Annotated in this window: 15 protein-coding genes and 1 other annotated feature; of the genes, 8 read left to right on the plus strand and 7 right to left on the minus strand. The window is 53.9% G+C overall.

The annotated features are described in order from the left end of the window. Positions 1-284: 284 nt before the first annotated feature. Positions 285-2,681: a type I pullulanase gene (pulA, locus tag AC4G46_RS09045; RefSeq protein WP_491127636.1), complete on the plus strand. Its 2,397-nt coding sequence runs from the start codon at positions 285-287 to the stop codon at positions 2,679-2,681. A gap of 105 nt (positions 2,682-2,786) precedes the next feature. Here the strand turns inward: pulA and AC4G46_RS09050 are convergent, their stop codons facing one another. The 5 genes from AC4G46_RS09050 to AC4G46_RS09070 form a co-directional block, all read right to left on the minus strand. Further along, the gene (locus tag AC4G46_RS09050; RefSeq protein WP_491127637.1) at positions 2,787-4,391 is read right to left on the minus strand and encodes a diguanylate cyclase domain-containing protein; all 1,605 of its coding nucleotides are present in this window, start codon (positions 4,389-4,391) and stop codon (positions 2,787-2,789) included. Between the two features lie 477 nt (positions 4,392-4,868). Then, on the minus strand, positions 4,869-6,041 hold the full coding sequence (locus AC4G46_RS09055; RefSeq protein WP_491127638.1) for an ABC transporter permease: 1,173 nt from the start codon (positions 6,039-6,041) through the stop codon (positions 4,869-4,871). Then, positions 6,041-6,736, minus strand: a complete 696-nt coding sequence (locus tag AC4G46_RS09060; RefSeq protein ID WP_068729065.1) for an ABC transporter ATP-binding protein — start codon at positions 6,734-6,736, stop codon at positions 6,041-6,043. Before AC4G46_RS09060 ends, AC4G46_RS09055 begins: the two co-directional genes overlap by 1 nt. Beyond that, on the minus strand, positions 6,733-8,190 hold the full coding sequence (locus AC4G46_RS09065; protein WP_491127639.1) for an efflux RND transporter periplasmic adaptor subunit: 1,458 nt from the start codon (positions 8,188-8,190) through the stop codon (positions 6,733-6,735). Before AC4G46_RS09065 ends, AC4G46_RS09060 begins: the two co-directional genes overlap by 4 nt. A gap of 56 nt (positions 8,191-8,246) precedes the next feature. After that, positions 8,247-10,832 (minus strand): hypothetical protein, encoded by a 2,586-nt coding sequence (locus AC4G46_RS09070; protein ID WP_491127640.1) that lies wholly within the window; start codon positions 10,830-10,832, stop codon positions 8,247-8,249. 259 nt (positions 10,833-11,091) lie between these two features. After that, positions 11,092-11,361 (plus strand) — a binding site (T-box leader). A gap of 95 nt (positions 11,362-11,456) precedes the next feature. Between AC4G46_RS09070 and pheS the strand changes: the two genes are divergently transcribed. The 3 genes from pheS to AC4G46_RS09085 all read left to right on the plus strand — a co-directional run bounded on the left by pheS (position 11,457) and on the right by AC4G46_RS09085 (position 18,305). After that, positions 11,457-12,491, plus strand: coding sequence for a phenylalanine--tRNA ligase subunit alpha (gene pheS, locus AC4G46_RS09075; protein WP_491127641.1), 1,035 nt, complete (start codon positions 11,457-11,459; stop codon positions 12,489-12,491). A gap of 362 nt (positions 12,492-12,853) precedes the next feature. Further along, entirely contained in the window at positions 12,854-15,298 is a 2,445-nt protein-coding gene (gene pheT / locus AC4G46_RS09080) for a phenylalanine--tRNA ligase subunit beta (protein ID WP_491127642.1), read from the plus strand. Positions 15,299-15,503: 205 nt separating this feature from the next. Beyond that, on the plus strand, positions 15,504-18,305 hold the full coding sequence (locus AC4G46_RS09085; RefSeq protein WP_491127643.1) for a hypothetical protein: 2,802 nt from the start codon (positions 15,504-15,506) through the stop codon (positions 18,303-18,305). Positions 18,306-18,363: 58 nt separating this feature from the next. On the opposite strand, the gene AC4G46_RS09090 is transcribed toward AC4G46_RS09085, so the two are convergent. After that, the gene (locus tag AC4G46_RS09090; protein WP_491127644.1) at positions 18,364-18,747 is read right to left on the minus strand and encodes a cupredoxin domain-containing protein; all 384 of its coding nucleotides are present in this window, start codon (positions 18,745-18,747) and stop codon (positions 18,364-18,366) included. A gap of 227 nt (positions 18,748-18,974) precedes the next feature. Between AC4G46_RS09090 and AC4G46_RS09095 the strand changes: the two genes are divergently transcribed. Beyond that, entirely contained in the window at positions 18,975-20,072 is a 1,098-nt protein-coding gene (locus AC4G46_RS09095) for a GGDEF domain-containing protein (RefSeq protein WP_491127645.1), read from the plus strand. A 76-nt stretch (positions 20,073-20,148) separates the two neighbouring features. On the opposite strand, the gene AC4G46_RS09100 is transcribed toward AC4G46_RS09095, so the two are convergent. Beyond that, positions 20,149-20,496, minus strand: a complete 348-nt coding sequence (locus AC4G46_RS09100) for a phage holin family protein (protein ID WP_491127646.1) — start codon at positions 20,494-20,496, stop codon at positions 20,149-20,151. A 142-nt stretch (positions 20,497-20,638) separates the two neighbouring features. Here AC4G46_RS09100 and AC4G46_RS09105 point away from each other — a divergent pair, with 142 nt between their 5' ends. The 3 genes from AC4G46_RS09105 (at position 20,639) to AC4G46_RS09115 (ending at position 24,122) form a co-directional block, all read left to right on the plus strand. Then, a complete protein-coding gene (locus AC4G46_RS09105; protein ID WP_491127647.1) occupies positions 20,639-23,002 on the plus strand; it encodes an endonuclease MutS2 in 2,364 nt (787 codons plus the stop codon). A gap of 29 nt (positions 23,003-23,031) precedes the next feature. Beyond that, on the plus strand, positions 23,032-23,451 hold the full coding sequence (locus AC4G46_RS09110; protein ID WP_221802612.1) for a DUF350 domain-containing protein: 420 nt from the start codon (positions 23,032-23,034) through the stop codon (positions 23,449-23,451). Positions 23,452-23,582: 131 nt separating this feature from the next. After that, positions 23,583-24,122 carry a hypothetical protein gene (locus AC4G46_RS09115; RefSeq protein WP_491127648.1) on the plus strand — a complete coding sequence of 180 codons (540 nt, stop codon included), beginning with the start codon at positions 23,583-23,585 and terminating at the stop codon, positions 24,120-24,122. Positions 24,123-24,124: the final 2 nt, after the last annotated feature.

Below are 24,124 nucleotides of genomic sequence, written 5' to 3' on the forward strand. Positions count from 1 at the left end.
TAGATTGGACTCTTTGCTTTTTATCTTAAATAAATGCCATAAATTGTCGATATATGTTGTATAGGCAGCAGAATAGGCTGCTGGACCCAAACCTGTGAACATAGTGTTACATATACTATTTTGAGCCAAGTTATTTGCTTGAACTCAGGAATAAGGCCCCGCTACACCCCGCTTGCAAATCAGTGCAGGTATGATTATAAATTGATGTGGTAATAGTTGGAATTAAGCAAGGTGATCCGTTCACCGGTAAAATCCATGGTGGGCATTAGGATGGTGAGGATGTTATGAACAGTAACTATATGAATGCAGAGACAGTGCTCGAAACCTATGCAGGCAGTGATCTTGGCCTGACCTATACCGCAGCGTACAGCCAGTTTAAGGTGTGGGCTCCAACGGCGTTTACCGTTTCACTCGTATTATACGAGACTGGAGGGAACGGAACCGGATCGCCGGCGATATTCACCAGGGACAGCGGACGGATTGTTCCGATGCAGCGCGAGGATGGCGGCGTCTGGCAGGTACAGGTTACCGGGGATATGAAGGGCAAGTATTATATGTACCGAACGATCTTTGAGGATGGAACGATCAATGAAGCCGCGGACCCTTATGCAACCGCTGTTTCGGCCAACGGGCTGCGGTCGGCGATTGTGGACCTGCGTGATACGGATCCGGAAGGCTGGAGCGGGGATAAGTCACCACAGCTCCCGCATCCGGCTGACGCTGTCATCTATGAGCTGCATGTGCGCGATTTCTCGGCTCATGCAAGCTCGGGGATAATGAATAAGGGCAAGTTTAAGGCTTTTACCGAAACCGGTCTGCGTGATGCGGCCGGAAATCCGCTCGGCATTGACCATCTGGCTGAGCTTGGTATAACCCATGTCCATCTGCTGCCGGTCTTTGATTACCAGACGGTTGATGAGCTGGATGGTGCAGGAGAGGGGCCGCGTCCGGAATATTACACAGAGTACAATTGGGGCTATGACCCGCAGCACTATAATGTGCCTGAGGGCTCGTACAGCACGAATCCAAGCGATCCCGGAACGCGCATCCGCGAATGCAAGGAAATGGTTCAGGCACTGCACAGCAAAGGCATTGCGGTGATTATGGATGTGGTCTACAACCATACTTATGCGTTCGAGAAGGGGCCTTTTGAACCGCTGGTGCCGGATTATTTCTACCGCCGGGACTACCTGGGACGGTTATCAAACGGTTCGGGTGTCGGCAATGAGCTTGCCACCGAGCGGCCGATGGTCCGCAAATTTATAAAGGATTCCCTGGCCTACTGGGCTTCTGAATATCATATCGACGGCTTTCGCTTCGATCTGATGGGGCTGATGGACAGCGTGACGATCCGGGAAATTACCGAGGAGCTGCGGCTTAACATTAACCCGAATCTTCTGATTTACGGAGAGCCCTGGACAGGCGGAGAATCCCCCCTGGCTGCCAAGACGCTCAAAGGCGTACAGCGCGGGAAAGGTTATGCGGTATTCAATGATAACTTCCGCTCGGCAATCAAAGGTGACAGTGACGGCTGGGGCAGAGGATTCGTAACCGGCGAGTACGGCAAGGAGGGGGCGATTGCCTCCGGAATCAAAGGTGCGATACATGATTTTACCGATTCACCCGTTGAAACGGTCAATTATGTGACAGCCCATGATAATCTTAACCTGTGGGATAAAATATTGGCCTCCCAGGGTCTGAAGCAGGCAGCCGGGCTGCCGGAGCTTGAGAACGGAAGGCTGAAATACGGGGGGAATCTGGAGGAGGCTGTCGGGGCGGCAGATCCGTATTTTGCAGTTGACGGACAGAATATTCTCCGTAACGAGACGGTGCGGCGCTCGCTGCTGGCTAACGGCCTGATCCTTACCTCTCAGGGCATCCCCTTTCTTCATGCCGGCGATGAAATGCTGCGCAGCAAATACGGCGATCATAACAGCTACCGCAGCCCGGATGTTATTAATGCGATCCGCTGGGACCGGAAGCAGTCATTTATGCCGGTCTTCCAGTATTACAAGGGCCTGATTGAGCTGCGCCGCAAGCATCCTGCTTTCCGTCTGCACGGGCGCCAGGAAATTGAACGTTCCCTGGAATTCCTCCGCTGCGACGGCGGTGTAGTGTCTTACATGCTGAAGGATAACGCGGGCGGCGACGTCTGGAACAATATTGTTGTTATCTTTAATGCCAATACGGATAGTATTACGCAGAGCCTGCCTAATACCGGCGGCTGCTGGAACATTGTCGTGGATCACAGCTATGCCGGAACGGAAGCCTTCCGGATTGCCGATAACCAGGAGGTTCAGGTTGAGGGCCTGTCGATGATGGTACTCTATGACAGCTATGGTGAGCCTGCCCCAAGATCCAAGATCATTGAAGTCCATTATGACCGCCCTGACGGCGATTACCGCGGATGGAACCTTTGGGTCTGGGGTACAGGCATACAGGACGGCCAGTGTGATTTCCGGCAGATGGAGAACGGGCGGGCTGTAGCCCGGATTGAAGCTGAAATGGGCGTGCAGTCCGTCGGCTATATTCTCAGACTGAATGACTGGGAAGAAAAGGCAGCGGACGGCGACCGGTTCATTGACTGCTCCGGCAGCGAAAAGCTGATCAAGGTGCTGGTGCGGGAACGCCAGCCAGCCACTCTCGGCAATGCGCATGACCCAGTACAGCTGAGCAGCTGAAAGGCCGGTTAGAGGAGACGGCGGCAGTTTAAATCAGATTATGTCCAAAAAAGGCGTCCCTGCCGTTTCCGGCTTGAGGGGCGCCTTTTTGTATACACTGGTGCTCTATTTAGTCTGATCTGACACTTCCTCGTCGACCAGCTCATTGTACAGGCTGGCTTCGTTACCGCCACGATTTTTGGAGCGGTACATCGCCAGATCGGCTGCGCGGAGCAGCTCGTTGATGCTGGAGCCGTGCTGCGGATACAGGGCTACCCCGATACTGGCTGAAGTGTGGAAGCTGGACCCGTTGTTCACCGACCATGTCTTGTTGAATAATTGCAGCAGCCTCTGCAGGATTTCATCCAGCATTTCGGGATTGGTGAACCGGTGCAGCACTACGGCAAATTCATCGCCGCCGATGCGGAAAGCCTGGCCGGTCCCCTTGACGGTCTGCTGCAGCTCACGGGACAACAGCTGCAGGAACTCATCGCCGGCCAGATGGCCCAGGGTGTCGTTCAGCTGTTTGAACCGGTCGCAATCGAGCAGTGCCAGCGCAATTTCCTGTCTGCGCTCCTCCGGCTGGGTGATCAGGTTTTCCATATACATCTTGAAATGCGCCCGGTTCGGGATCGCCGTCAGATGATCGTAGAAGGCCAGCTTGTGCAGCCGTTCCTCATATTGCTTGCGCTGTGTAATTTCCCGGGAGATCAGCATAAACTGGGCCGGGAAAACCTTGCTCCCGCTGATTGGCGATACCTTCGTCTCCAGCCATACCCAGTGCCCTTCCGAGGAACGCATGCGCAGCTCGGAGATGCGGGGGCTGCCCTGTACAGCGCTCTTCAGCTTGGCCCAGGATATCTCCGCCTCGCGGATATAATTGGTGAGCGGTGAGCCTTTCTCCGGAACATAACCAAGCACGCCGGCATGTGAAGGCGAAGCATACAGGATCAGGCCGTTGGGATCGGTCAGAATAATGAAATCCGACATCGTTTCACCGATCAGCTGATACAGCGATTTTTCCTCGAGCATCTGGTTCTGCAGTGAAATCAGCCTGCGGCAGAGATAGATAATGACCAGGATGAGGAGGAACAGGAACAGGGAGTAGACGGCAAAGAGAGCACTTTTTTTCTCCCGGAATTCCTGGGTAATCTGCTGGGCGTAACTGCCGATCAGGTTTTCTGCCTCGTCCAGGCTGCTGCGCGTCTCTGTTAACTGGGTAATAATAAGAGCGGCAGAATAGCTGTCCGGGTTCCAGTCACTTTGTACCCGCCGGGAAATGAGATCACGGCCTGTGTCCTTCCAGGTCTCCAGGGAACTCTCAAAGCTTGCAAGCTTTCCCTTTAATTCACTGAGCAGAAGCTCGCTTTGCTTCATGCCGCTGAACGGATTGTCCAGGTTGTTAATATTATAGCTGGCCATAGTAAGGCGCTGCCGGATCTGCGAGTTGTTGTCTTCAAAATCCTGGGCGAACAGGCTGCGCTGCTCGCTTGTAATGTTCGTGCTCATTGCCGCCTGAAGGGAGACTGCACCCTGGTAAAGGTCGCGGTCAGCGTTCAGAATCAGCTCCGAGTTCTGGTATACGTCACTGTACAGGGAATTTGAAAGCCTATTCATTGTAGCATTCAAGTACAGCAGGGAAGCGGTACTGATAACGACCAGAAGCACCGGGATAGCGGCAAATACAATAATCAATCTGCGTGTGTTGTTATTCTTGGATAAACCTGCCACTGTCATCCTCTCCCCGCATCAAACTTAAAAACTCATTGCTGTGTACAGAAAACATGCGGTGCTGTTCCACTGAGGAGCCAGGCCCTTCAGGGACTGGAGGAGGGGTCATTCAAAAGTCACAGGAAAGCTTAGCTTCCGTACGATTAACGATTCTTCTCATCCGTCAGATTGCCCGCTTCAACTGCCAAATGGGGCGGAATGTCTGCAGGCAGTATATGTATCATGATAACGTCTTACAACCGGAAATATGCGGAATTCCGGGGTTTCCGGAACTGCACACAACCGGCAAAGGGGAACGTATAAACAAATCTTACAACAAATTTTTAAATTATGTATTGAACCCTACAGACTATTTCTATTCCGGCCCTTGAATCCTATTACCCATCTTTTCTATAAACGATACTCCTGCAGGCAGATAAAAAAATCCGCAAAGCCAGGTTTAGGGGCTTTACGGATTGTGTACAGCATACACCGGGGTTAATCGTTGCGGAGAGCATAAATCGGGCGCATTCTTGCGGCTTTGTTCGCGGGGATCATTCCGAACACGATTCCGATGATCAGCGAGAATGAGAAGGAGATCATGACCATGTTCCAGGATGTTGCTACATTCATCGAGGTATAATTGCCTACCGCCCAGCTGGCTCCAAGACCCACGCCGACACCGATTAGACCGCCCAAGCCGCTTAATACGACAGATTCGATCATGAACTGCATCAGAATGTTTATTTTCTTGGCGCCGATGGCTTTACGAATACCGATCTCACGGGTCCGCTCGTTCACGGAGACAATCATGATGTTCATGATGCCGATACCGCCGACAAACAGTGAGATACCGGCGATCCCGCCCAGGGCGAGCGAAAGCGTGGCACTGGTCTCGTTAACGGTCTCCAGCATCTCCTGGGAATCAAAGACAGAGTAGGCATTTTCCGCTGAACTGAATTTGGCGTCCAGGGTGGACTCCAGCTTGGTTTTGACTTCCTCCACGTTCCCGTTGGAGGTTGTGGTAATGGTAATGGAGCGTACCCCTTTGCTCTGAAGGAAACGTTCCGCAGTGGAGATTGGAATCAGAACCTTCTCGTCACTGGAGCCGCCGCTGGTGCTGCCCTTGCTCTCCAGCAGGCCGACGATTTTAAAGCTCGTCCCGTTCAGCTGTATTCTTTCGCCGACCGGGCTGTCAGTGCCAAATAAATCCTCAGCCGTGTCTGAGCCGATTAAGGCGACCTTCTGGCGGTACTCGGTATCAATGTCGAGCAGGAAGCGGCCGGACTGTACATGGAAATTCTGCACATCCTCATAGGCGGGCGTAATGCCTTCTACCGATACCGAGACGTTTTCGGTTCCGTGCTTGGCAGTGACATTGCCGCTGATGACAGGTGAGACATTCTCCACGCCTTCAATCTCTCCAAGGGCAAGCGCCTCCTCGTAGGTCAGGGAGGTGGTTGCTCCTCGTCCCATAATGCTAACTGTCAGCTGGTTAGTCCCCAGTGAGCTTAACGATTCCGTAATTTGCGAAGTCGTTCCCTGCCCTACAGAAACAAGCGCAATAACGGATGAAACCCCGATAATGATTCCTAGCATGGTCAGAAAAGCTCTCACTTTACTGCTGAGGATGCTCTTTATAGCCATTTTCATACTTTGATACAGCATCATTATCTGGCAATCCTCCGATCTTCAACGAGGCTGCCATCCTGAATGCGGATGATCCGTTTAGCCTGTTCGGCAATTTCAAGGTCATGCGTAATCAGGATAATGGTGTGCCCCTGCTCATTCAGTTCTTTGATCATCTGAAGAACTTCCTTGCCTGTTCTGGAATCGAGGGCGCCAGTCGGCTCATCTGCCAGCAGGATCGGCGGGGTTCCGGCCAGTGCGCGGGCAATGGCGACACGCTGCTGCTGGCCGCCCGACAGCTCTGAGGGCCGGTGGTCGATCCGTTCTTCAAGGCCGACCCTGATCAGTGCATTACGGGCAACCTCCCGGCGTTCCCGGTGGGAGACCCCCCGGTATATCAGGGGAAGCTCCACATTTTCTACTGCCGACAGCTTGGGCAGAAGGTTAAAGTTCTGAAAGATAAAGCCGATTTTCTCGTTACGGATCTGGGCCAGCTTGTTGTCCGACAATTTACGGACTTCCTGCCCGTCCAGAAAATAATCACCCTCGTTGGCTATATCAAGGCAGCCCAGCATATTCATCAATGTGGATTTGCCGGAGCCGGAGGGGCCGATGATCGCCACGAATTCCCCGTGTTCAACCGTAAAACTGAGGCCTTTGAGAATGGTCATGGATTCACCGGCCATAACATACCGGTGAATCATATTCTCGACCTTAATCAGCGGCTGCGTACTCATTGACGGCCACCACCCATGCCGCCGCCGCCGGATGGCGGGCCGCCTGTGCCGCCGCTGAATCCACCGCCACCGCTGCTGAAGCCGCCTGTGCTGAACCCGCCCATGCCGCCCATCTGGGACTGTACGCTACTAGAGGAGCTGCCTGTACTTATAACGGTCGGGATAATCACTTCATCGCCTTCGGACAGTCCGCTGACGATTTCAATATTGCTCTCATCATGAATGCCGACGGTGACCTCAACCCGCTTCTGGCCGGAAGCTGTGCTTGAGCTGCTGCTTCTGCCGCCCATTTGACCGCCGCTCGGGAAGGTGCCTCCGCGGCCTTCACCGCCGCGGCCCTGCCAGCCGGAAACGCCGCCGGCAGAAGCTTCACCGCTCGGAGCCTGCCCGTCTGCAGCGTCCCCGGAAGGAGCTTCACCACTCGGAGCCTGCCCGCTTGCAGTGTCGCCTGCAGGAGCCGCGCCGCCAGGCATTTGTCCGCCAGTTGTGTCACTTCCTGCGCCGGTTTCACTGCCGTCACCTTCCGTTACAGGAACGTTGACATAGTATTTTTCATTCATCTCGGATACGGCTTCGATCGGTACGGTTAATACATCGTTCTTCTCTTCAATGGTTATGGCTACCTCGGCAGACATTCCGACTAGTACGCCTTCGGATTCATTCAGGCCTACGGTCACATCAAAGAGGGAGACACCGTTGGAAGAGGTGCCTTCTTTGGCAATTTCAATGACTTTACCTTCAAACTCCTGATCCTCCAGGGCATCCAGTGTAATAGTCGCAGACTGGTCAAGCTTAATATTCGGGATGTCCAGTTCGTCCACCTGAACAGTAACGCTGAGGTTTTCGTAATCGGTCATGGTGAACAGCTCCGAGCCGTTTTGGGCCTGTTCACCGTCCGTAATATTGACTGCTGTAATCGTGCCGTCCATCGGAGCGGTCAGCGGGCCTTGAGGAAGCATATCCTCTTCAAGATCGAATATCGATTCCTGTTGCTCGGCGATGTCGCTTTCCGCTTTTACGATCGCTTTTTTGGCTGAAGCCAGCTCTTCCTCCGTAGCATTGTTCATCGCCAGCGTTTTATAATTTTCCTGTTTGTCCGTAAGGTCTGTCTTCAGGCTGGTCAATGATTTCTCGGCTTCTCTCATTTTGTCACTCAAGTCGCTGGCTACAAAAGTGATCAGCACATCGCCTTTTTTAACGACATCGCCTTTAACCACCATAACCTGATCGACTTCCCCGGCTTCCTTGGTCCGGATGCTGCCGGTATTGACCGGTGATACCGAGCCGGAACCTGACACTCCGTTAAGGATGTTCCCTTTTGCCACAATGGCGGTATTCAGAGGAGCCGCACTGGCCTCCTTGCCGGCATCCGGCCACAGCACATAGGTCAGCACACCTGCAATCGCCACTACCGCTATGCTTGACGAGATAATCACTGTCTTTTTCTTATTCATTCGAGGTCCTCCATCTTGCTCCATATTCAAAACAAATAATTGCAGGTCACCAAAAATCAGGATGCGCTGCCTGCGGCGGTATCGCCGGTGCTTGTACTGCTGTCTGTATCTTTGTCCTTGTCATCGTCTGTTGCCGAAGCAGGCTGGATAACGGTAATGTCATAGATCTGGCTGCCCAGCTCCATCCGCTGGCCCTGGAACTCATCGTACAGCCTGAGTCTGTAATTTCCCCCGTTCAGGCTCTTGAACAGTGTGCTGCTGATTGTCGTGGTGTACAGGCTGTTGCTGCCCGTGATCAGATCAGTGCCAAACGTAAGCGTCTTTTCAAAGAATTGACCAAACGGATCAATAAATTGCAGCACCAGCTTATGGCCGAAAGCCCCGGTCTGGTAAGCGGAATCCTGAGACAGGCTGTAGTTGATGGACAGTGTCAGGTTCGTGGTGCCGGCAGTCAGGCTGCTTGAAGAGGCGTTAACCGCAAGGCTGTAAGGGAACACGGATATGCCGCTGCTAAGGTTCGTCTGCGGGGTAACCGTCTTAACGTTCAAGGCCAGCGCTGCAGTATTCACGTATCCGGTAGCCTCCGTTCCGGCTGCAGCAAGCTTGCCGCCCGCAACGCCCTGGCCGATATAGAGCTGGAGGGAAGCGGTGTCTACTGTAGATGGCACATTCGCCGAGAAGGTGACCAGTGTTTTGCCTGCTGCGCCGGTAGGCAGCTCAGACTGATTAACATCAGCTTCAAAGTATTGCCCGTCCGCGGTCCGGAAGGAGGCATACAGCCTGGCCAGGTTTGTCTGGCGGGATTCCTCGCTGTTCATCTCTACTTCACTGTATACCGTCTTCGAGCTGCTGCCGGTATACACCGTGGTCAGCCGCTCCTGAATACTCGCTTTTTTACCGGCTGCCGTAATCTTGAATGATGAACCTGCCGCCAGCGGGCTGAGGCTGGTTACTGCCCCGTCGGTTGTGCTCAAAGAGAGGAACTGTCCGGACGTTTCCTGGAGAATGATCTTGGTCTGGCTGTAGTCGAGCGTGTAAGGAATAGGAGCCAATACGGTAAGCTGCGCACTTTCACCAGGCGCAAGGATGGACACGTCATTGTCAACAACGACCTGGGTTGAGGAGGTCAGATCATTCAAATCCGCTTTCAAACTACCAGTCAGCTTGGGCAGCGTGATCGTCTTGGAGGTGCTGTTCCGGATGCTTAGCTTGGCCTGGACAAGGTCCTCATCGCCCCAGGGCAGACGCTGCAGAGACTGCAGGGTAACGCCAAACGTCCCGTAATTGTTGGTAACACTGGCCTCGGAGGTGATATGAGTGTTGCTCTCGAGCTTGTATGGAATTTTAAAATAGGCAACCGGCAGCACGATTTTGCCGGAATTATCTGCGGCGGCTGGCGGTATGACCTGAAGCTCCAGGGTATCCTGGGCGAGCTCAAGCGGAACGCTGGCGGTAAGCTCAATCAGCTTTTCTTCCAGCGGCTTCAGTGTAAGGCTGTTGAAGGCTACCGTCGTGACCGGGAAGGAATAGCCTTCCGCTGATTTGACCGAAAGCCCGTAGGCAGGCAAAGTCACTGCTGTACTGCCTGTATTTTTGACCCGGAACTGGTATGTCCAGATTCCGTTCTCATTTTCGGCATAGACGGCCGCTGATTTCAGCTGCATATCAACCACATTGCTGTCGACGGATACCTTTTTGATCGCACCGGCAGCGACAGTGAAGTCAGCAGTAACCGAAGCGGGCAATGAATAAGAGGCCACCGGCAGGTACAGCTTAAGGCCTTCATCCAGCTTGGCAATCTGCAGCTCCATTCTGGAAGTGTTCATGTACGCCGGGATTTCGGACATGAAATAGAGCGTCTTTTTTTGCTGCGGCTGAATCTTGTATTCAGAGCTGCCCTCATCCAGCGCAAGTGTAAATACCGAACCGCCGGAGGACTTCAGATACATGCTGTAGCCCGGATCACTCAGTACTCTGGTACCGAGATTCGTAATGCTGTAACCCACTTTGGCATAGACTTTTCCGTTATATTTGTAGATTTGCAGTGAGCTGGCCTGAGTAGTTACGGGAACGCTGCCCAGCTCGGTTTTCCTGCTCTCTCCCTGAAGTGATGCGGCTGAATAGTTTGAAGGAACGGTAAACGTGCCGATCCGCTGCTCATAATTGGCTGCGCTGAAATTCCAGCCGTACATATTGATTTTTAGTCCTTTTACGCTGACGGCTTTGCCGATATTCGCATAGTATGTAATACTTTTTGTTTCTTTCCCGGCGATTTTTTTGACCGCGCTGTCTGCGGAGACGGCCGTCCCCTTGATCACGCTTCCCCCGGTTGTAACAACCTTGGAGAAGTAATTGACCAGATTGACGCTGGTGCTTGAGCTATTGGTGTAAGTAAGGGTATACGTTAAAATATTTCCGCTGTCCTGGGCGAACACCCGGGCATCACTAAGCTTGACGCTAAAGGACGCTCCCAGATTCATCGGGCTCAGCTTGGCGAGCGTTGAGATTTCGGTTACGGCAGCCGCCGTTTTGACTGCTGCTGTGCCGGCGGCATATGCTGCAGATCCCGTAAATCCGGGGAACTGGCTTACGGCAAATGTGCTGAGTAATAAAAGAACATAAGCCTTACTTCGTTTATGCATGAATTTCCCTCCCTGTTTAAAAACCGGCACTATCCTTTTTTCGCAGGAAAAAACAGGTTAGCCCGGCCTTACTAATTAGGAAAAATATCAAGATTCGCTGAATGTCCGCTGAAAAAAAACCTGCAAAAGCTTTTTGAAACTTAAAGGAAGATTAAAATCAGATAAAAATTTGCCTAATTTTAGATTCGCTTGTCAAAAGTCATATTTTTGCTTATACTATTGAGGCATATCTTTATGAAGATGAATACGTATAATCTGTACAAATGCAGTGATGGAGACAAGTACGCAGTGCCTGGCCAACAGGGAGGAGACGCCGGAGATTGAGAGCGTTTCTGGGAGAGCAGAGCTGCCGAAGTTCACTCCGGAGCAGTTCCCTGAATTTCATTCAGTAGGGGATACCGGCCGCAGACCGTTATTTCTGTTAAAGTGAGACATGTCTTTACCATGCCGTAAGAGGGAATACCTCTCTTAGAGGGATAGGGTACAGCTTGTCTAACAAGGGTGGTACCACGGTCTTTTCGTCCCTTTCCGGGAGAGAAGGCCTTTTTTTGTTGATCCGGTCCTGTGTAGACGGGTGCCGGTTCAACTTGTACAATACGATGATTAAAGGGGGCAGTGCATGCCATGAAAGAAAAGCTGGAAGCATTGAAGGTCGAGGCCTTGGCTAAGCTGCAGGAGGTTACCGATCCGCAGGCGCTGAATGATTTGCGTGTCAAATATCTGGGCAAAAAAGGTGAGCTGACTGAGGTTCTGCGCGGAATGGGAGGACTGAGCGCCGAGGAGCGGCCGGTGATCGGCCAGGTGGCGAACCTGGTGCGCAGCGCCATTGAAGAGATTATTACAGCCAAGCAGGACGCCTTCCAGCAGCAGGAGACGCTGAACCGTCTGCAGGCTGAAAAGGTAGACGTTACCCTGCCGGGCCGCACTCTGCCGCAAGGCGGCATTCATCCGCTGAACCGGGTTGTTCAGGAAATCGAGGATATTTTCATCGGCATGGGATACAAGGTCTCTGAAGGTCCGGAGGTAGAGACAGACTACTACAACTTTGAAGCACTGAATCTGCCCAAGAATCACCCGGCGCGCGACATGCAGGATTCCTTCTACTTAACAGAGGACCTGCTCATGCGTACCCAGACCTCTCCGGTACAGGTCCGCACCATGCAGGCGATGAAGGGCGAAACTCCGGTCAAAATCATCTGTCCCGGCAAAGTGTACCGCCGCGATGATGACGATGCGACCCACTCCTTCCAGTTCCACCAGATTGAAGGTCTCGTCATCGGCAGCAAAATCCGCATGAGCGACCTCAAGGGAACGCTGAACCAGTTCGTGAAGGAAATGTTCGGGCCGGCTACAGGCATCCGCCTGCGTCCGAGCTTCTTCCCGTTCACCGAGCCGAGCGTTGAGGTCGATGTCAGCTGCTTCAAATGCGGCGGCGACGGCTGCCGTCTGTGCAAGCAGAGCGGCTGGCTTGAGATTCTCGGTGCAGGCATGGTACACCCGAACGTGCTGAGAATGGGCGGCTACGACCCTGAGAAATACAGCGGCTTCGCTTTCGGAATGGGCGTGGAACGGATCGCGATGCTGAAGTACGGAATCGACGACATCCGCTACTTCTACACCAACGATATGGGCTTTGTGAAGCAGTTCAAGGGGATTTAGATTTTTGGCGGGGCTGCGGGCTGGTGTATGAAGGCGCAGCTTTGGTGGTTTGGCACCTGTCAGAAAACTGTTTATTAAGGAACGGAGAGGAATTTTGGAACTGGAGGAGCGGTAGCGACCGCCTAAAAGCTTTTCGCAGAAAAGCTCGCTACGGAAGCATATGCTGTCTTCAGATTTCGACCGCGAATAGCGGTTCTAATCAGGAAATCTGAAGACAACAGCGGCCGGAAGTCCAAACATTCTCTGGAGTCACGGCTATCCCGAAATTGAGTATTACTGGTTCGGGCTATATTTTAAACATCTTCAGCAAGCAGACCCGGCAGGTAGATAAATACATCTGAAACAAAAGGAAGTGAGCGGACATGAAAGTATCAACCGGATGGCTGACCGATTATATATCGTTAGAGGGAGTAACCGCTGAAGAGCTGGCGGACAAAATTACTACCGCAGGCATTGAGATTGACGGCGTGGAGCGCCGCAATAAAGGACTGTCCGGCATCGTAACCGGATATGTGAAATCCAAAGAAAAGCACCCGGATGCCGATAAGCTGAACGTGTGTATCGTTGATGCCGGACAAGGCGAGGATCTGCAGATCGTCTGCGGAGCGAAGAACGTGGCCGCCGGCCAGAAGGTGCCCGTTGCCCTCGTCGGTGCCAAGCTGCCGGGTCTGGAGATCAAGAAAGCGAAGCTGCGCGGTGTTCTGTCACAGGGCATGATCTGCTCGGCCAAAGAGCTGGGCCTGAACGACAAGCTGCTGCCGAAAGAGCTGCAGGAAGGCATCCTGGTGCTGCCGGAGAACACGGAAGTCGGCCAGGATATCCTGAAGGTGCTCGGCCTGAATGACGAGATTCTGGAATTTGATCTGACGCCGAACCGCTCCGACTGTCTCAGCATGATTGGTGCAGCGTATGAAGTGAGCGCCATTCTGGGCCGTGACCTGAAACTGCCTGATCCCGCTGCGGAACTGGTTGAAGCTGGGGGCAAAGCTTCCGACTCCATTTCCGTCCAGATCGAGAACGAGGAATTCTGCAGCCACTATGCGGTGCGTTATATCTCCGGAGTGAAGCCTGCTCCGTCGCCGCTGTGGATTCAGAACCGCCTGATGGCTGCAGGAGTGCGCCCGATCAACAACATCGTTGATATTACAAATTACGTAATGCTGGAATACGGCCAGCCGCTGCATGCCTTTGACGGTGATAAAGTGGAAGGCGGCGTGCTGGGAGTACGCTTTGCCCGTGAAGGCGAAGTGCTGACCACCCTTGACGGCCAGGAGCGCAAGCTGGAGCCGCAAATGCTGGTCATTGCCGATGGAGCCAGATCGGTAGCTCTGGCAGGTGTAATGGGCGGGCTGGACACAGAAGTAACGGCAGAGACCGTTAATATCGTTCTGGAGTCGGCCAGATTTGAAGGCGGCACCGTACGCAAGACTTCCCGCCAGCTCGGCCTGCGCTCGGAGGCCTCCCTGCGCTTCGAGAAGCAGGTGGATCCGAAAGCGGTCATTCCGGCACTGAACCGCGCCGCAGCCCTGATCGCCCGTTATGCAGGCGGCGCAGTGCATGAAGGCATTGTGCAGGCAGGCAGCGATTCTGCTCCGGAGAAGATCTTGACGCTCTCGCTTGAGAAGCTGAACGACTATCTGGGTACAGAGCTTTCGCTGCTGGAAGTGAAGATACTGTTCGGACGACTGAACTTCAAGTGCGGCGATGCCGCGCAAGGGCTGGTTGAAGTGCAGGTGCCTTCCCGGCGCGGAGACATCAGCTACGATGTGGACCTGATTGAAGAGGTAGCCCGTTTGTACGGCTATGATAATATTCCGACAACCCTGATTGAAGGGGTTACGACTCCTGGGGCGCTGACACACAAGCAATCCGTACGCCGTGAACTGCGCCGTATGCTGGCTCTTGGCGGATACCAGGAAGTAATGGGCTATTCCTTCATCCAGCCGGAGCAGAGCAAGCTGTTCCCTGCGTTCTCCGCAGGCGAGCAGGCTGTGAAGCTGGCCATGCCGATGAGCGAGGAGCGCAGTGTGCTGCGCACCAGCCTGCTGCCGCAGCTGCTGGATATTGCCCTCTATAATACGAACCGCCGGCAGAGTGATCTGGCGCTGTTCGAGATCGGCAATGTGTTTTTCACTGACGAAGAGCAGCTAACCCGCCAGCCGCGTGAGCTGCCGGTACTGGGGCTGCTGCTGAGCGGAACCCGTACAGCCAAACAGTGGAATATAACGGCTGAACCTGTTGATTTCTTCGATCTCAAGGGAGCACTGGAGAGCGTATTTGCTTATCTTGGGCTCACCGGACGTATCGTATATGAAGGCAATGCGCCGCAGGACTATCATCCGGGCCGTTCCGCTTCCATTTATCTGCTTGAAGGAGCAGAACGTACGCTGATTGGCACGATGGGCCAACTTCATCCGGAGCTGCAGCATAAGCTTGACCTTGAGGACACCTATGTGGCTGAGCTGCAGCTGCAGCCGCTGTATGACAACGCCCGGACTAATCTGCAGTACAGTGAACTGCAGCGCTTCCCGGGGATGGAACGGGATATTGCCGTTGTTGTCGATGAGACTGTTCCTGCCGGCCATCTGCTGAACGTTATCCGTGAGAACGGCGGAACGCTGCTGCAGAACGTACAGGTATTCGATGTCTATACCGGCGGTAAAATGGAAAGCGGCAAAAAGAGTGTGGCCATCTCCCTTCTGTACCGCCATACAGAGCATACACTGACGGATGAAGAGGTATCAGAAGTGCACGAAAAGGTCGTTTCCGCGCTTCAGCAAACTTTTGGTGCAGAATTAAGAAAGTAGCAGGAATTGTGCAAAGCCGCAGCGAATCCAATTAGACCGGGATTCGCGCGGCTTTTCCTATACACATCTTTAAGTACAAAAGTGCGGGGTACCGGCAGAATTTATCCAATAAGACGGTTGTTTTGCCAAATGTCCAGAAATCACGATACAATAGGAGCAGGGCAATCAGCTTAGAATCCGCACACATACAAAGGAGGGCACAACTGTGGCTATGGACCGGACCCGTGTCGCCGTGGAGATATATGGAACTTCCTATAAATTAGTCGGAAGCAGCACTGAATATATGAAGCAAGTCGCCCGTTATGTGGACGAGCATATGCACGCCATTTCAAAATCCCATTCCAGACTGGATACCCCGCGGATCGCGGTGCTTGCAGCCGTACATATGGCAGAGCAGGCTATCCAGGTCCAGGACTTCAAAAATGAACTAAATATGCTGACCGGTGAGCGTACCGAACTGCGGGTAGAGGTGTCACGCCTCCTGGAAGTCCAGCGCGAACGGCAGGAAGAATATGAACGGCTAAGGGAGTCGGCCAAGGCGGAAGCCGCCCGGCTGGTAGCAGAGGCTGAAGAGGAACGCAAGCGTCACCTGGATAATCTGGAGCAGGAGCGTAAGGCTCATGCCGAGCAGCTGCAGCAGGCGGAGCAGGCGGCGGCTGCTGACCGGGAGAAGCTTGCCGGAGAGCTGCAGGCCCGCGAGGCGGAGCTGCAGGAGCTGCGCAATGTCTATGAGCAGGAGCAGGCGGTAAGCCGCGATGGCCACAGGCAGGAGCTGGCGGCACTTGATGAGGCGCGTCTGCAGCAGCTTGACGAATTGAGGGCGGCGCATGCGGAGGAGCTGAATAACCTCCGTGATACACTGCTGCAGGAGAAAGCGGAAACGCTGTCTCAGCTGGAGCAGGAGCTGGCACAGACCCGGGAATCGCTGGGCGGGGAAGTTGTAGAGATCCGCGCCGTGCTCAGCAAGGAGCTTGCAGATACCAAGGCAGCGCTTGAGAAGGAGCTCAGCGTGGAGCGGGAAGCGCTGCAGAAGGAGCAGGCCAAGAACAAGGAGCTCCGGCAGTCCCAGGGCACGCAGGAGCACCGTCACAAGCAGCAGCTTCAGGAGCTGGACAAGCAGCTTAATGAGCTGCGCGGAGGTACGGGACAGCTTCAGTCACGGCTGCGTGCGGCCGAAGCGGGGCTTAAGAGCGAACGCGATGCCCGGCAGAGTCTGCAGGCCGAGTATGAAGCGGCTGTTGCCCGGGGAGAGCAGCTCGCCGGGGAGCAGCGCACTTCAGCCGAGCAGCTTGCTCTGCTTAACGGGCAGCTGGAAGAGCTGCATCAGCGTTATGATGAGACGCAGAACGATGCGGCCGGACTCAGGGATGCCCTGCAGTCGGCAGAGGAGCGGCTGAACCGCTCCGGGGAAGAGCTACAGTCGGCAACAGAGCTTGCGGAGCTGGTCAACGCGGAGCTTGAAGAGCTGCGTCAGCGCCATGAGCAGGAGCAGCGGGAATCAGCCGGTCTGCGTGAGCGCTTTGAGCAGGCAGGCCAAGAGTCAGCAGAGCTGCGCAGTCTGCTACAGGAGAAGGAAGACGCGCTCGGCGAGGCGCGCAGGGAACTACAATCGTCTACTGAATTACAGACGCTGCTGAACGACGAGCTTAATGAGCTGCGCCAGCAATTTGAGCAGGCAGGCGAAGAGACAGCCGAGCTGCGGAGTCTGCTGCAGGAGAAGGAAACGGCGCTCGGCGTGGCGCGCAGAGAACTGCAGTCGTCCGCAGAGCTGCAGACGCTGTTGAACGACGAGCTCAATGAGCTGCGCCGGCAATATGAGCAGGCAAGCCAAGAGACAGCAGAGCTGCGCAGTCTGCTGCAGGAGAAGGAAGCGGCGCTCGACGAGGCGCGTAGTGAACTACAATCGTCTACTGAATTACAGACGCTGCTGAACGACGAGCTGGAAGAGCTGCGCCGGCAATATGAGCAGGCAGGCCAAGAGACAGCAGAGCTGCGCAGTCTGCTGCAGGAGAAGGAAGCGGCGCTCGGCGAGTCGCGCAGGGAACTGCAGTCGTCCGCAGAGCTGCAGACGCTGCTGAGCGACGAGCTGGAAGAGCTGCGCCGGCAATATGAGCTGGCAGGCAGTGAAGCAGAGGAGCTGCGCAGCGAACTCGGAAGAGCCGGAGCGGAGCAGAGCCGTCTACAGGATGAGCTTGCCCGTACCGAAGCAGAGGCGCGGAACTGGCAGGAGCTTGCCGATAAGCATATGGCAGATATCGGCGAACTCGAAATGAGCCTGCTGGAAGCGGAAGAGCGGGCAGATTCGCTGCAGCACGGGATAGAAGCTCTGCGCAGCCAGGCTCTCGAAATGCAGCAGAGGCTGGAACGCGAGGCCGGCCTGCGGGCAGAAGCCGAGCTTGAATCTGCCGCACAGCGTGAAGACGCGGCGGAAGTACGCAAGCAGCTTGCGGCTTTGCGCAGCCGGTACGAGGACTTGATTGCACAGTATGACGACCTGCTGCAGGACAAAGAGCAGCTGGAGGAAAGATACAACCTGCTGGAGGCTGAAACCGAGGAAACCGCACGGCGCTTTGAAGAGCTGTCCGAGGCTGCCCGTGAAGCTGCAGCGGCAGCTGCCGGCCAGCAGGAAGCAATCCGGGAAGCCCGCGAGACTGAAGCCTCCTGGAAGCAGCAGTATGAAGAGCTGCAGCAGCGGGAAACACAGTGGAGCGGTACGGAAGCTGCTCTGCGTGAGGAAATTGAGATCTGGCAGCAGGAAGCCGGGGAGGCGGAGGCACAGGCCAAATCGTTAAGCGAGACACAGCGTGAAGCGCAGCAGCAGCTGGATGAGATCGGGGAGCATTTTGAACTGGCCCAGAGTCAGCTCCGGCTGATGCAGGCACAGTTCGAGCTCAGAGAGGGCGAGCTGGACAAGCTGGCCAAGGAACACCGTGACCTTCAGGCGGAATATGCCAAGCTGCAGAATGAATATAATGAATGGATTCAATTGATCGAGCAGGACAATTGAATGGCGGATGCATGACAAAACGGATGCTGACCACTATGGGCAGCATCCGTTTTGTATTTTATTCAACTATTACCTTGGCGCTCATCGAGCTGTGGCCGGAGCCGCACATAATGGCACAGGTCATTTCATACGTTCCCGCTTCCTCTGGAATAATTACCTGCGAGGAGGTTTTGGTGTCTAATCTCAGTTCAAGCTCAGGTACAAGAATGCCGTGGTTGCCGCTTTCATTTTTAAAAATGATTTTTACCGGCACGCCCTTTTTCAGATGATATTCTTCCTGGTCAAAGCTGTAGTTTGTTGCTGTAATCGTGAGCTCATCTTCCGCCGCAATAGCGTTTTCTGATGATCCGCCTGAAGCGGAGGAATTCTCCTTCCCGCTGCCGCAGGCAGACAGAAGGATCAGGCAGAGAATAGACAGCAATAAGGCCGGCTTTTTGAACATGGACATCCTCCTCAGAGTCGTTTCCCCATTAGCATAGCTTACTTTTTGCTGGAAGTCTTTCATAAACCTTGAAAAAATACCGGACAGTAGAGAAACGTCGTTGTTTGTCGAATCATGCAAATAAATGATGCAAAGATAATTCAAATTCATTATAATAAAAGCTATTATATATCGGCTAAAAGTAGGGGATCTACATTAATATAGCAATTGATGAACAAAATGCGGAGATGTGGCACCGCAGAATATTAAACGGGTACTGGGTGCTTGTCCTGTTGATGCTGGCAGCCCAGTTTATTTTTGTGCTCTCCACCCACATGCCTGAGGTAAAGTCGGCTCTTCTGCCGGGTAAAGGGCATTTATTCGTTGCCTGCAACATTATGATTGTTATTGCGATGATTCTGGCAGAAATGTGGCTGCGCACTGCCGTTCTGTATCAGAAGCAGGCTGTTGTCGGCTGCGGCTTCGTTGTTTCCTATTTAATGTATTTTGTCCTCGAGCCGTTTGTGGACGGGGCACAGATGACCCTGATGATGCCGATTATGATATCGCTGATTTACTTTGACCAGAAGCTGCTGCATTATCTGGGCCTGTTCAGTGTTGTGTTTTATGCTGGCGTTTATTTCGGGCTGGAGCGAACCATGCTGGATAAGCCGATGCTGGAGTTTTTTATGGTGGAATGTGTGTTTATTGTATTTGTGGTCATGTCCCGCATGGCGATTATCCGCGCGCGTGAGGTCCGGGACCATCTGGAGCAGCTGACCAAGTCGGAGCAGGAGCTGATGGTGGAGCGGGCCATTTCGGATAAGCTGCTCAAAATTGATGCGCTGACCGGCCTCTATAATCATAAAACCTTCCACGAATATCTGGATTCGCTGCTGGAGCAGTGTGAAAGCAACGGCCTGCATCTGCAGCTGGCCCTGTTTGATATCGATAATTTCAAGCGTGTAAATGACACTTACGGCCACTGGGTCGGCGATCTAGTGCTCAAAGAAGTAGCGGGCCAGGTGAAGGGAAGGATCGGACTGAACGATTTTGCTGCCAGATATGGCGGGGAGGAGTTCGCGGTTATTTTTACCGATAAAAATGTTCACGAAGCCTATGCGGCTGCTGAGGAGCTGCGGCTGGCCATCGGCCGGATGGAGCATTCTTATGCCGGCGGGAAGCCGATTACGGTCAGTATCGGATTATGCGATTATCAGCTTGGCGACGGCAAAGAGCTGCTGTTCCGCAAAACGGATAACGCTCTCTACTCCGCCAAACACGGCGGTAAAAATGCTGTTGTGACCGCCTCCCATTCACATAAGGAAGAAACTGTCTATGCCTGAGAGGATTCACAATAAACCCCCTGTTTCCGGGTAGAACCGGAGAAAGGGGGTTTCATTGTCTGCTTGCAGCAGGAAGTTATTTACCGGCTTCAAATGGTGTGGACACCGGCAGGAACAGATCTATGATCCCGATGACCAGCGCCGCCAGCAGGGCGCCAAGAATTGTCACGCTGACTCCGCTCACGACGAACTGGGCGATCCAGATGACCAGAGCGCTGACCAGAAAGCCGACAATACCGCGTCCGAACGGGGTTGCTTTTTTGCCGAAGATTCCTTCAACTACCCAGCCGAGCAGTGCAATCACCAGAGCCAGAATCAATGCGCTCCAGAACCCGCCGATTGTAAACTGCGGTACAATCCAGCCGACAACAAGCAGTACGAGGGCTGCCACAATGAAGCGGACTACATGACCTAAAAATCTCACTGGAAAAACCTCCTTTGGCCTTCGCATAAGGATATGTGCAGTTATTATTGTGACCTTAGGCCGGCTTTTCTATGCCCCAAATAGCGTAAATGGGCCGAATTAGGTATAATGTAAACATCTATGAAGGGAGCTGTGACTGTAATTGGACGACAAAATTTTGCATACGCTTGAATATCGCAAGATTTTAAATAAATTGATGCAATATACGCAGACCCCGATGGGGAGGCTTGCCGCAGAGGAGCTGAAGCCTTCCGGTGACTTTGAAGGGGTGAAAAGGCTGCTTCAGGCCACGGACGAAGCGGTCAATGTGGACCGGCTCAAAGGAATCCCTTCCTTTGGAGGAGTAAGCGATATCCGGCCTGCGCTGAAGCGTGCATCAATTGGAGGGATGCTCGGAACGTCCGAGCTGCTCTCCGTAGGCAACACCATTGGCGGGGCGCGCAGAGTCAAGCGGTTCCTCGCGGCTATGCATGAGGATGAGAAGATCGACATGCTGTATGCCTTAAGTGATCTGCTCTCCGAGCAAAAGCATGTCGAGGATGCCATCCGCACCTGCATCGACGAGGACGCGAATGTGCTTGATTCGGCTAGTCCTGAGCTGGCTAATATCCGCCGTGAGCTGCGGGGCGGTGAAACACGGATCCGCGAGAAGCTCGATTCGATGATCCGCTCGTCCTCTGTAGCCAAAATGCTCCAGGACCAGCTTGTGACGATCCGCGGTGACCGGTTCGTTATTCCGGTCAAAGCGGAATACCGCGCTCACTTTGGCGGGATTGTGCATGACCAGTCCGGTTCAGGAGCTACGCTGTTCATCGAGCCGGAATCAATCGTAGCGATGAACAATAAGCTGCGGGAGACCCGGCTGCGCGAGGAGCGTGAAATTGAAATCATCCTACACAGGCTGACCGATCTGGTCGGCAGTATTGCTGAGGAGATGGCCTACGATGTCGATATTCTGGGCCAGCTGGATTTCATCTTTGCCAAGGCACGGATCGCGAGGGAGATGAAGGCAACCCAGCCGCGGATGAATGACCGGGGCTATCTCAAGCTGCGCAAAGGCCGCCATCCGCTGATTCCGGCAGAGCTTGTAGTACCGCTTGACGCCGAGCTGGGCAACCAGTACAGCTCGATTATCGTGACCGGTCCGAATACCGGCGGTAAGACAGTAACACTGAAGACAGTGGGACTGCTCAGCCTGATGTCCATGTCCGGCTTGTTCATTCCGGCGGAGGAAGGCAGCCAGATGTGCGTATTCGATGCTATTTATGCGGACATCGGGGATGAGCAGAGCATTGAGCAGAGCCTGAGTACCTTCTCAAGCCATATGACCAATATTATCTCCATCCTGAAGCGGATGACTCCCAAGAGTCTTATTCTGCTGGATGAGGTGGGTGCCGGAACAGACCCGGCGGAAGGCTCGGCGCTGGCCATCGCCATTCTGGAGCATATCCACCGCACCGAATGCCGGATGATTGCGACTACGCACTACAGCGAGCTGAAGGCTTACGCCTATGAACGCAAAGGTGTCATTAATGCCAGCATGGAATTCGATGTGCAGACTTTAAGCCCGACTTACCGCCTGCTGATCGGTGTGCCTGGACGAAGCAACGCTTTCGCGATTGCTGAACGGCTGGGTCTGCCAGGCGCCATTCTGGAGCATGCACGCGGTGAAGTGAAGGAAGAAGATCTGCGCGTAGAGCATATGATTGCTTCCCTGGAGGAGAACCGGCTTACCGCCGAGCAGGAGCGTGAGCGGGCTGAGGTGATCCGCCGGGAAGCGGAGGAATTCCGCAAGCGGCAGCAGCTTGAGCTGGAGAAGCTGGAAAGCCAGCGTGACAAGCGGCTGGAAAAGGCCGAGAAGGATGCCAGCGCCATTCTCGACAAGGCGCGCAAGGAAGCCGAGGAGATTATCAGCGATCTGCGCCGCCTGGCCATGGAGGAAGGAGCTTCGGTCAAGGAGCATAAGCTGATCGAAGCACGCCGCCGCCTGGATGAAGCAGAACCGGCCCCGCGCAAAAAAGCAGTGTCCCGCGCTGCAAAAGCACCGCGCCAGCTGCAGCCCGGCGATGAGGTGAAGCTGCCAAGTGTGAACCAGAAGGGTTATATTGTAGAGCTGAGCGGAACCAAAGAGGCGGTTGTCCAGTTCGGAATCATGAAAATGAAGGTCAATGTGAGCGATCTCGAGTTTCTGGCATCCGCTCCGGATCAGCCTGCGCCTGCACTGCGCAGGGCAACAACGGTCAAGCGTACCCGTGACGAGAATGTCCGCAGTGAGCTGGATCTGCGCGGAGCCAATCTTGAGGAAGCGATCATGGAAACGGACCGTTTTATTGATGAAGCGTTCCTGGGCAATCTGGGACAGATTTATATTATCCACGGCAAGGGAACCGGCATATTGCGGACCGGAATCCAGGAGTATCTGCGCAAACATAGACATGTCAAAAGCTACCGGCTTGGAAATTACAACGAAGGCGGCGCGGGTGTAACCGTAGCTGAGCTTGAGTAGCGGGGAAGCACGGCAGAAAGAGGGGAATTATGCAAGGGGATATTGATCTTTTGCTGGATCATCCGCTGGGCGCTTTGCTCGGTTATTTCACTGTAGCCATTCTGGGTCTGGTAATCTTCCTGTCCTTCTTTGAAATGGTGACCAAGTATAACTGCTGGGACGAAATCCGCAAGGGGAATCTGGCGGTGGCAATGGCTACCGGCGGCAAAATTTTCGGGATCTGTAACATTCTGCGCTTCAGTATTCAGGCGGGGGCCTCGATTTATGAGACGATGAAATGGTCGCTGGTCGGATTTTTGCTGCTGCTGCTCGCTTATTTCCTGTTTGAATTTCTGACCCCCGTTTTTTCGATTGATGATGAAATTGCCGCGGATAACCGGGCTGTCGGGTTCACAGCACTGCTGATCTCGGTCTCGCTGTCCTACGTGATTGGCGCCGCGATATCCTGACTTAGGAGTAGAACTGATGAAAATTCTGATCCGGGTGCTGTTTATCTCCGCCGTAGCTTTTTTAGCAGCAGGTATATTATATCTGGTAATTAACTGAATTTTATATGTGAGGTAAGAAGGAGACAGAAACAATGGAAACAACTGTATGCCCGTGGTGCCATACTGAAATTGTGTGGGACGAGGAGTTTGGGCCTGAAGAGACCTGCCCCCACTGTAATAATGAGCTCAGCGGCTACCGTACGATTACCGTAGGCGTGGATGATCTTGAGGATGATGAGCCGGAAGCCGAGGAAGAGGCGGAAACAGACGAGATCAGTAACGAGAATTTGTGGGACGATGATGATAAAGAAAGCGTAGTACCGATTTATAATACGCTCAGCCAGTTTGGTGAAGAGTATGACCTGCAGCAATATGAGCAGAGTGTAGCAGCGGTTCTGGCGGCGCAGCTTGAGGCGCCGGAATGCCCGCAGTGCCACGAGCTGCTGGTGCTGGCCGGTAAGCAGCCGGTAGACCAGTTCGAGCCGGCAGCTTCCGAAGCGCTGGACGGGCCTGTACTCAAGGCACCGTTCTCGCTGAATCTGTACGTCTGTCCTTCCTGCTTCCATGTGCAGCAAAGTCTTGCCCAGGAAGACCGTATTCAGTTTGTACGCAACCTGAGCAGCGGGAAATAACT

The organism is Paenibacillus sp. fava2, from assembly GCF_058313675.1.

Bases quoted from the DNA above. Each gene is read 5' to 3' on its own strand.
- pulA (WP_491127636.1), top strand. From the start codon at position 285: ATGAACAGTAACTATATGAATGCAGAGACAGTGCTCGAAACCTATGCA.
- AC4G46_RS09060 (WP_068729065.1), bottom strand. From the start codon at position 6,736: ATGAGTACGCAGCCGCTGATTAAGGTCGAGAATATGATTCACCGGTAT.
- pheS (WP_491127641.1), top strand. From the start codon at position 11,457: ATGAAAGAAAAGCTGGAAGCATTGAAGGTCGAGGCCTTGGCTAAGCTG.
- AC4G46_RS09115 (WP_491127648.1), top strand. From the start codon at position 23,583: ATGGAAACAACTGTATGCCCGTGGTGCCATACTGAAATTGTGTGGGAC.
- AC4G46_RS09110 (WP_221802612.1), top strand. From the start codon at position 23,032: ATGCAAGGGGATATTGATCTTTTGCTGGATCATCCGCTGGGCGCTTTG.
- AC4G46_RS09095 (WP_491127645.1), top strand. From the start codon at position 18,975: ATGTGGCACCGCAGAATATTAAACGGGTACTGGGTGCTTGTCCTGTTG.
- AC4G46_RS09070 (WP_491127640.1), bottom strand. From the start codon at position 10,832: ATGCATAAACGAAGTAAGGCTTATGTTCTTTTATTACTCAGCACATTT.
- pheT (WP_491127642.1), top strand. From the start codon at position 12,854: ATGAAAGTATCAACCGGATGGCTGACCGATTATATATCGTTAGAGGGA.
- AC4G46_RS09055 (WP_491127638.1), bottom strand. From the start codon at position 6,041: ATGATGCTGTATCAAAGTATGAAAATGGCTATAAAGAGCATCCTCAGC.
- AC4G46_RS09090 (WP_491127644.1), bottom strand. From the start codon at position 18,747: ATGTTCAAAAAGCCGGCCTTATTGCTGTCTATTCTCTGCCTGATCCTT.
- AC4G46_RS09065 (WP_491127639.1), bottom strand. From the start codon at position 8,190: ATGAATAAGAAAAAGACAGTGATTATCTCGTCAAGCATAGCGGTAGTG.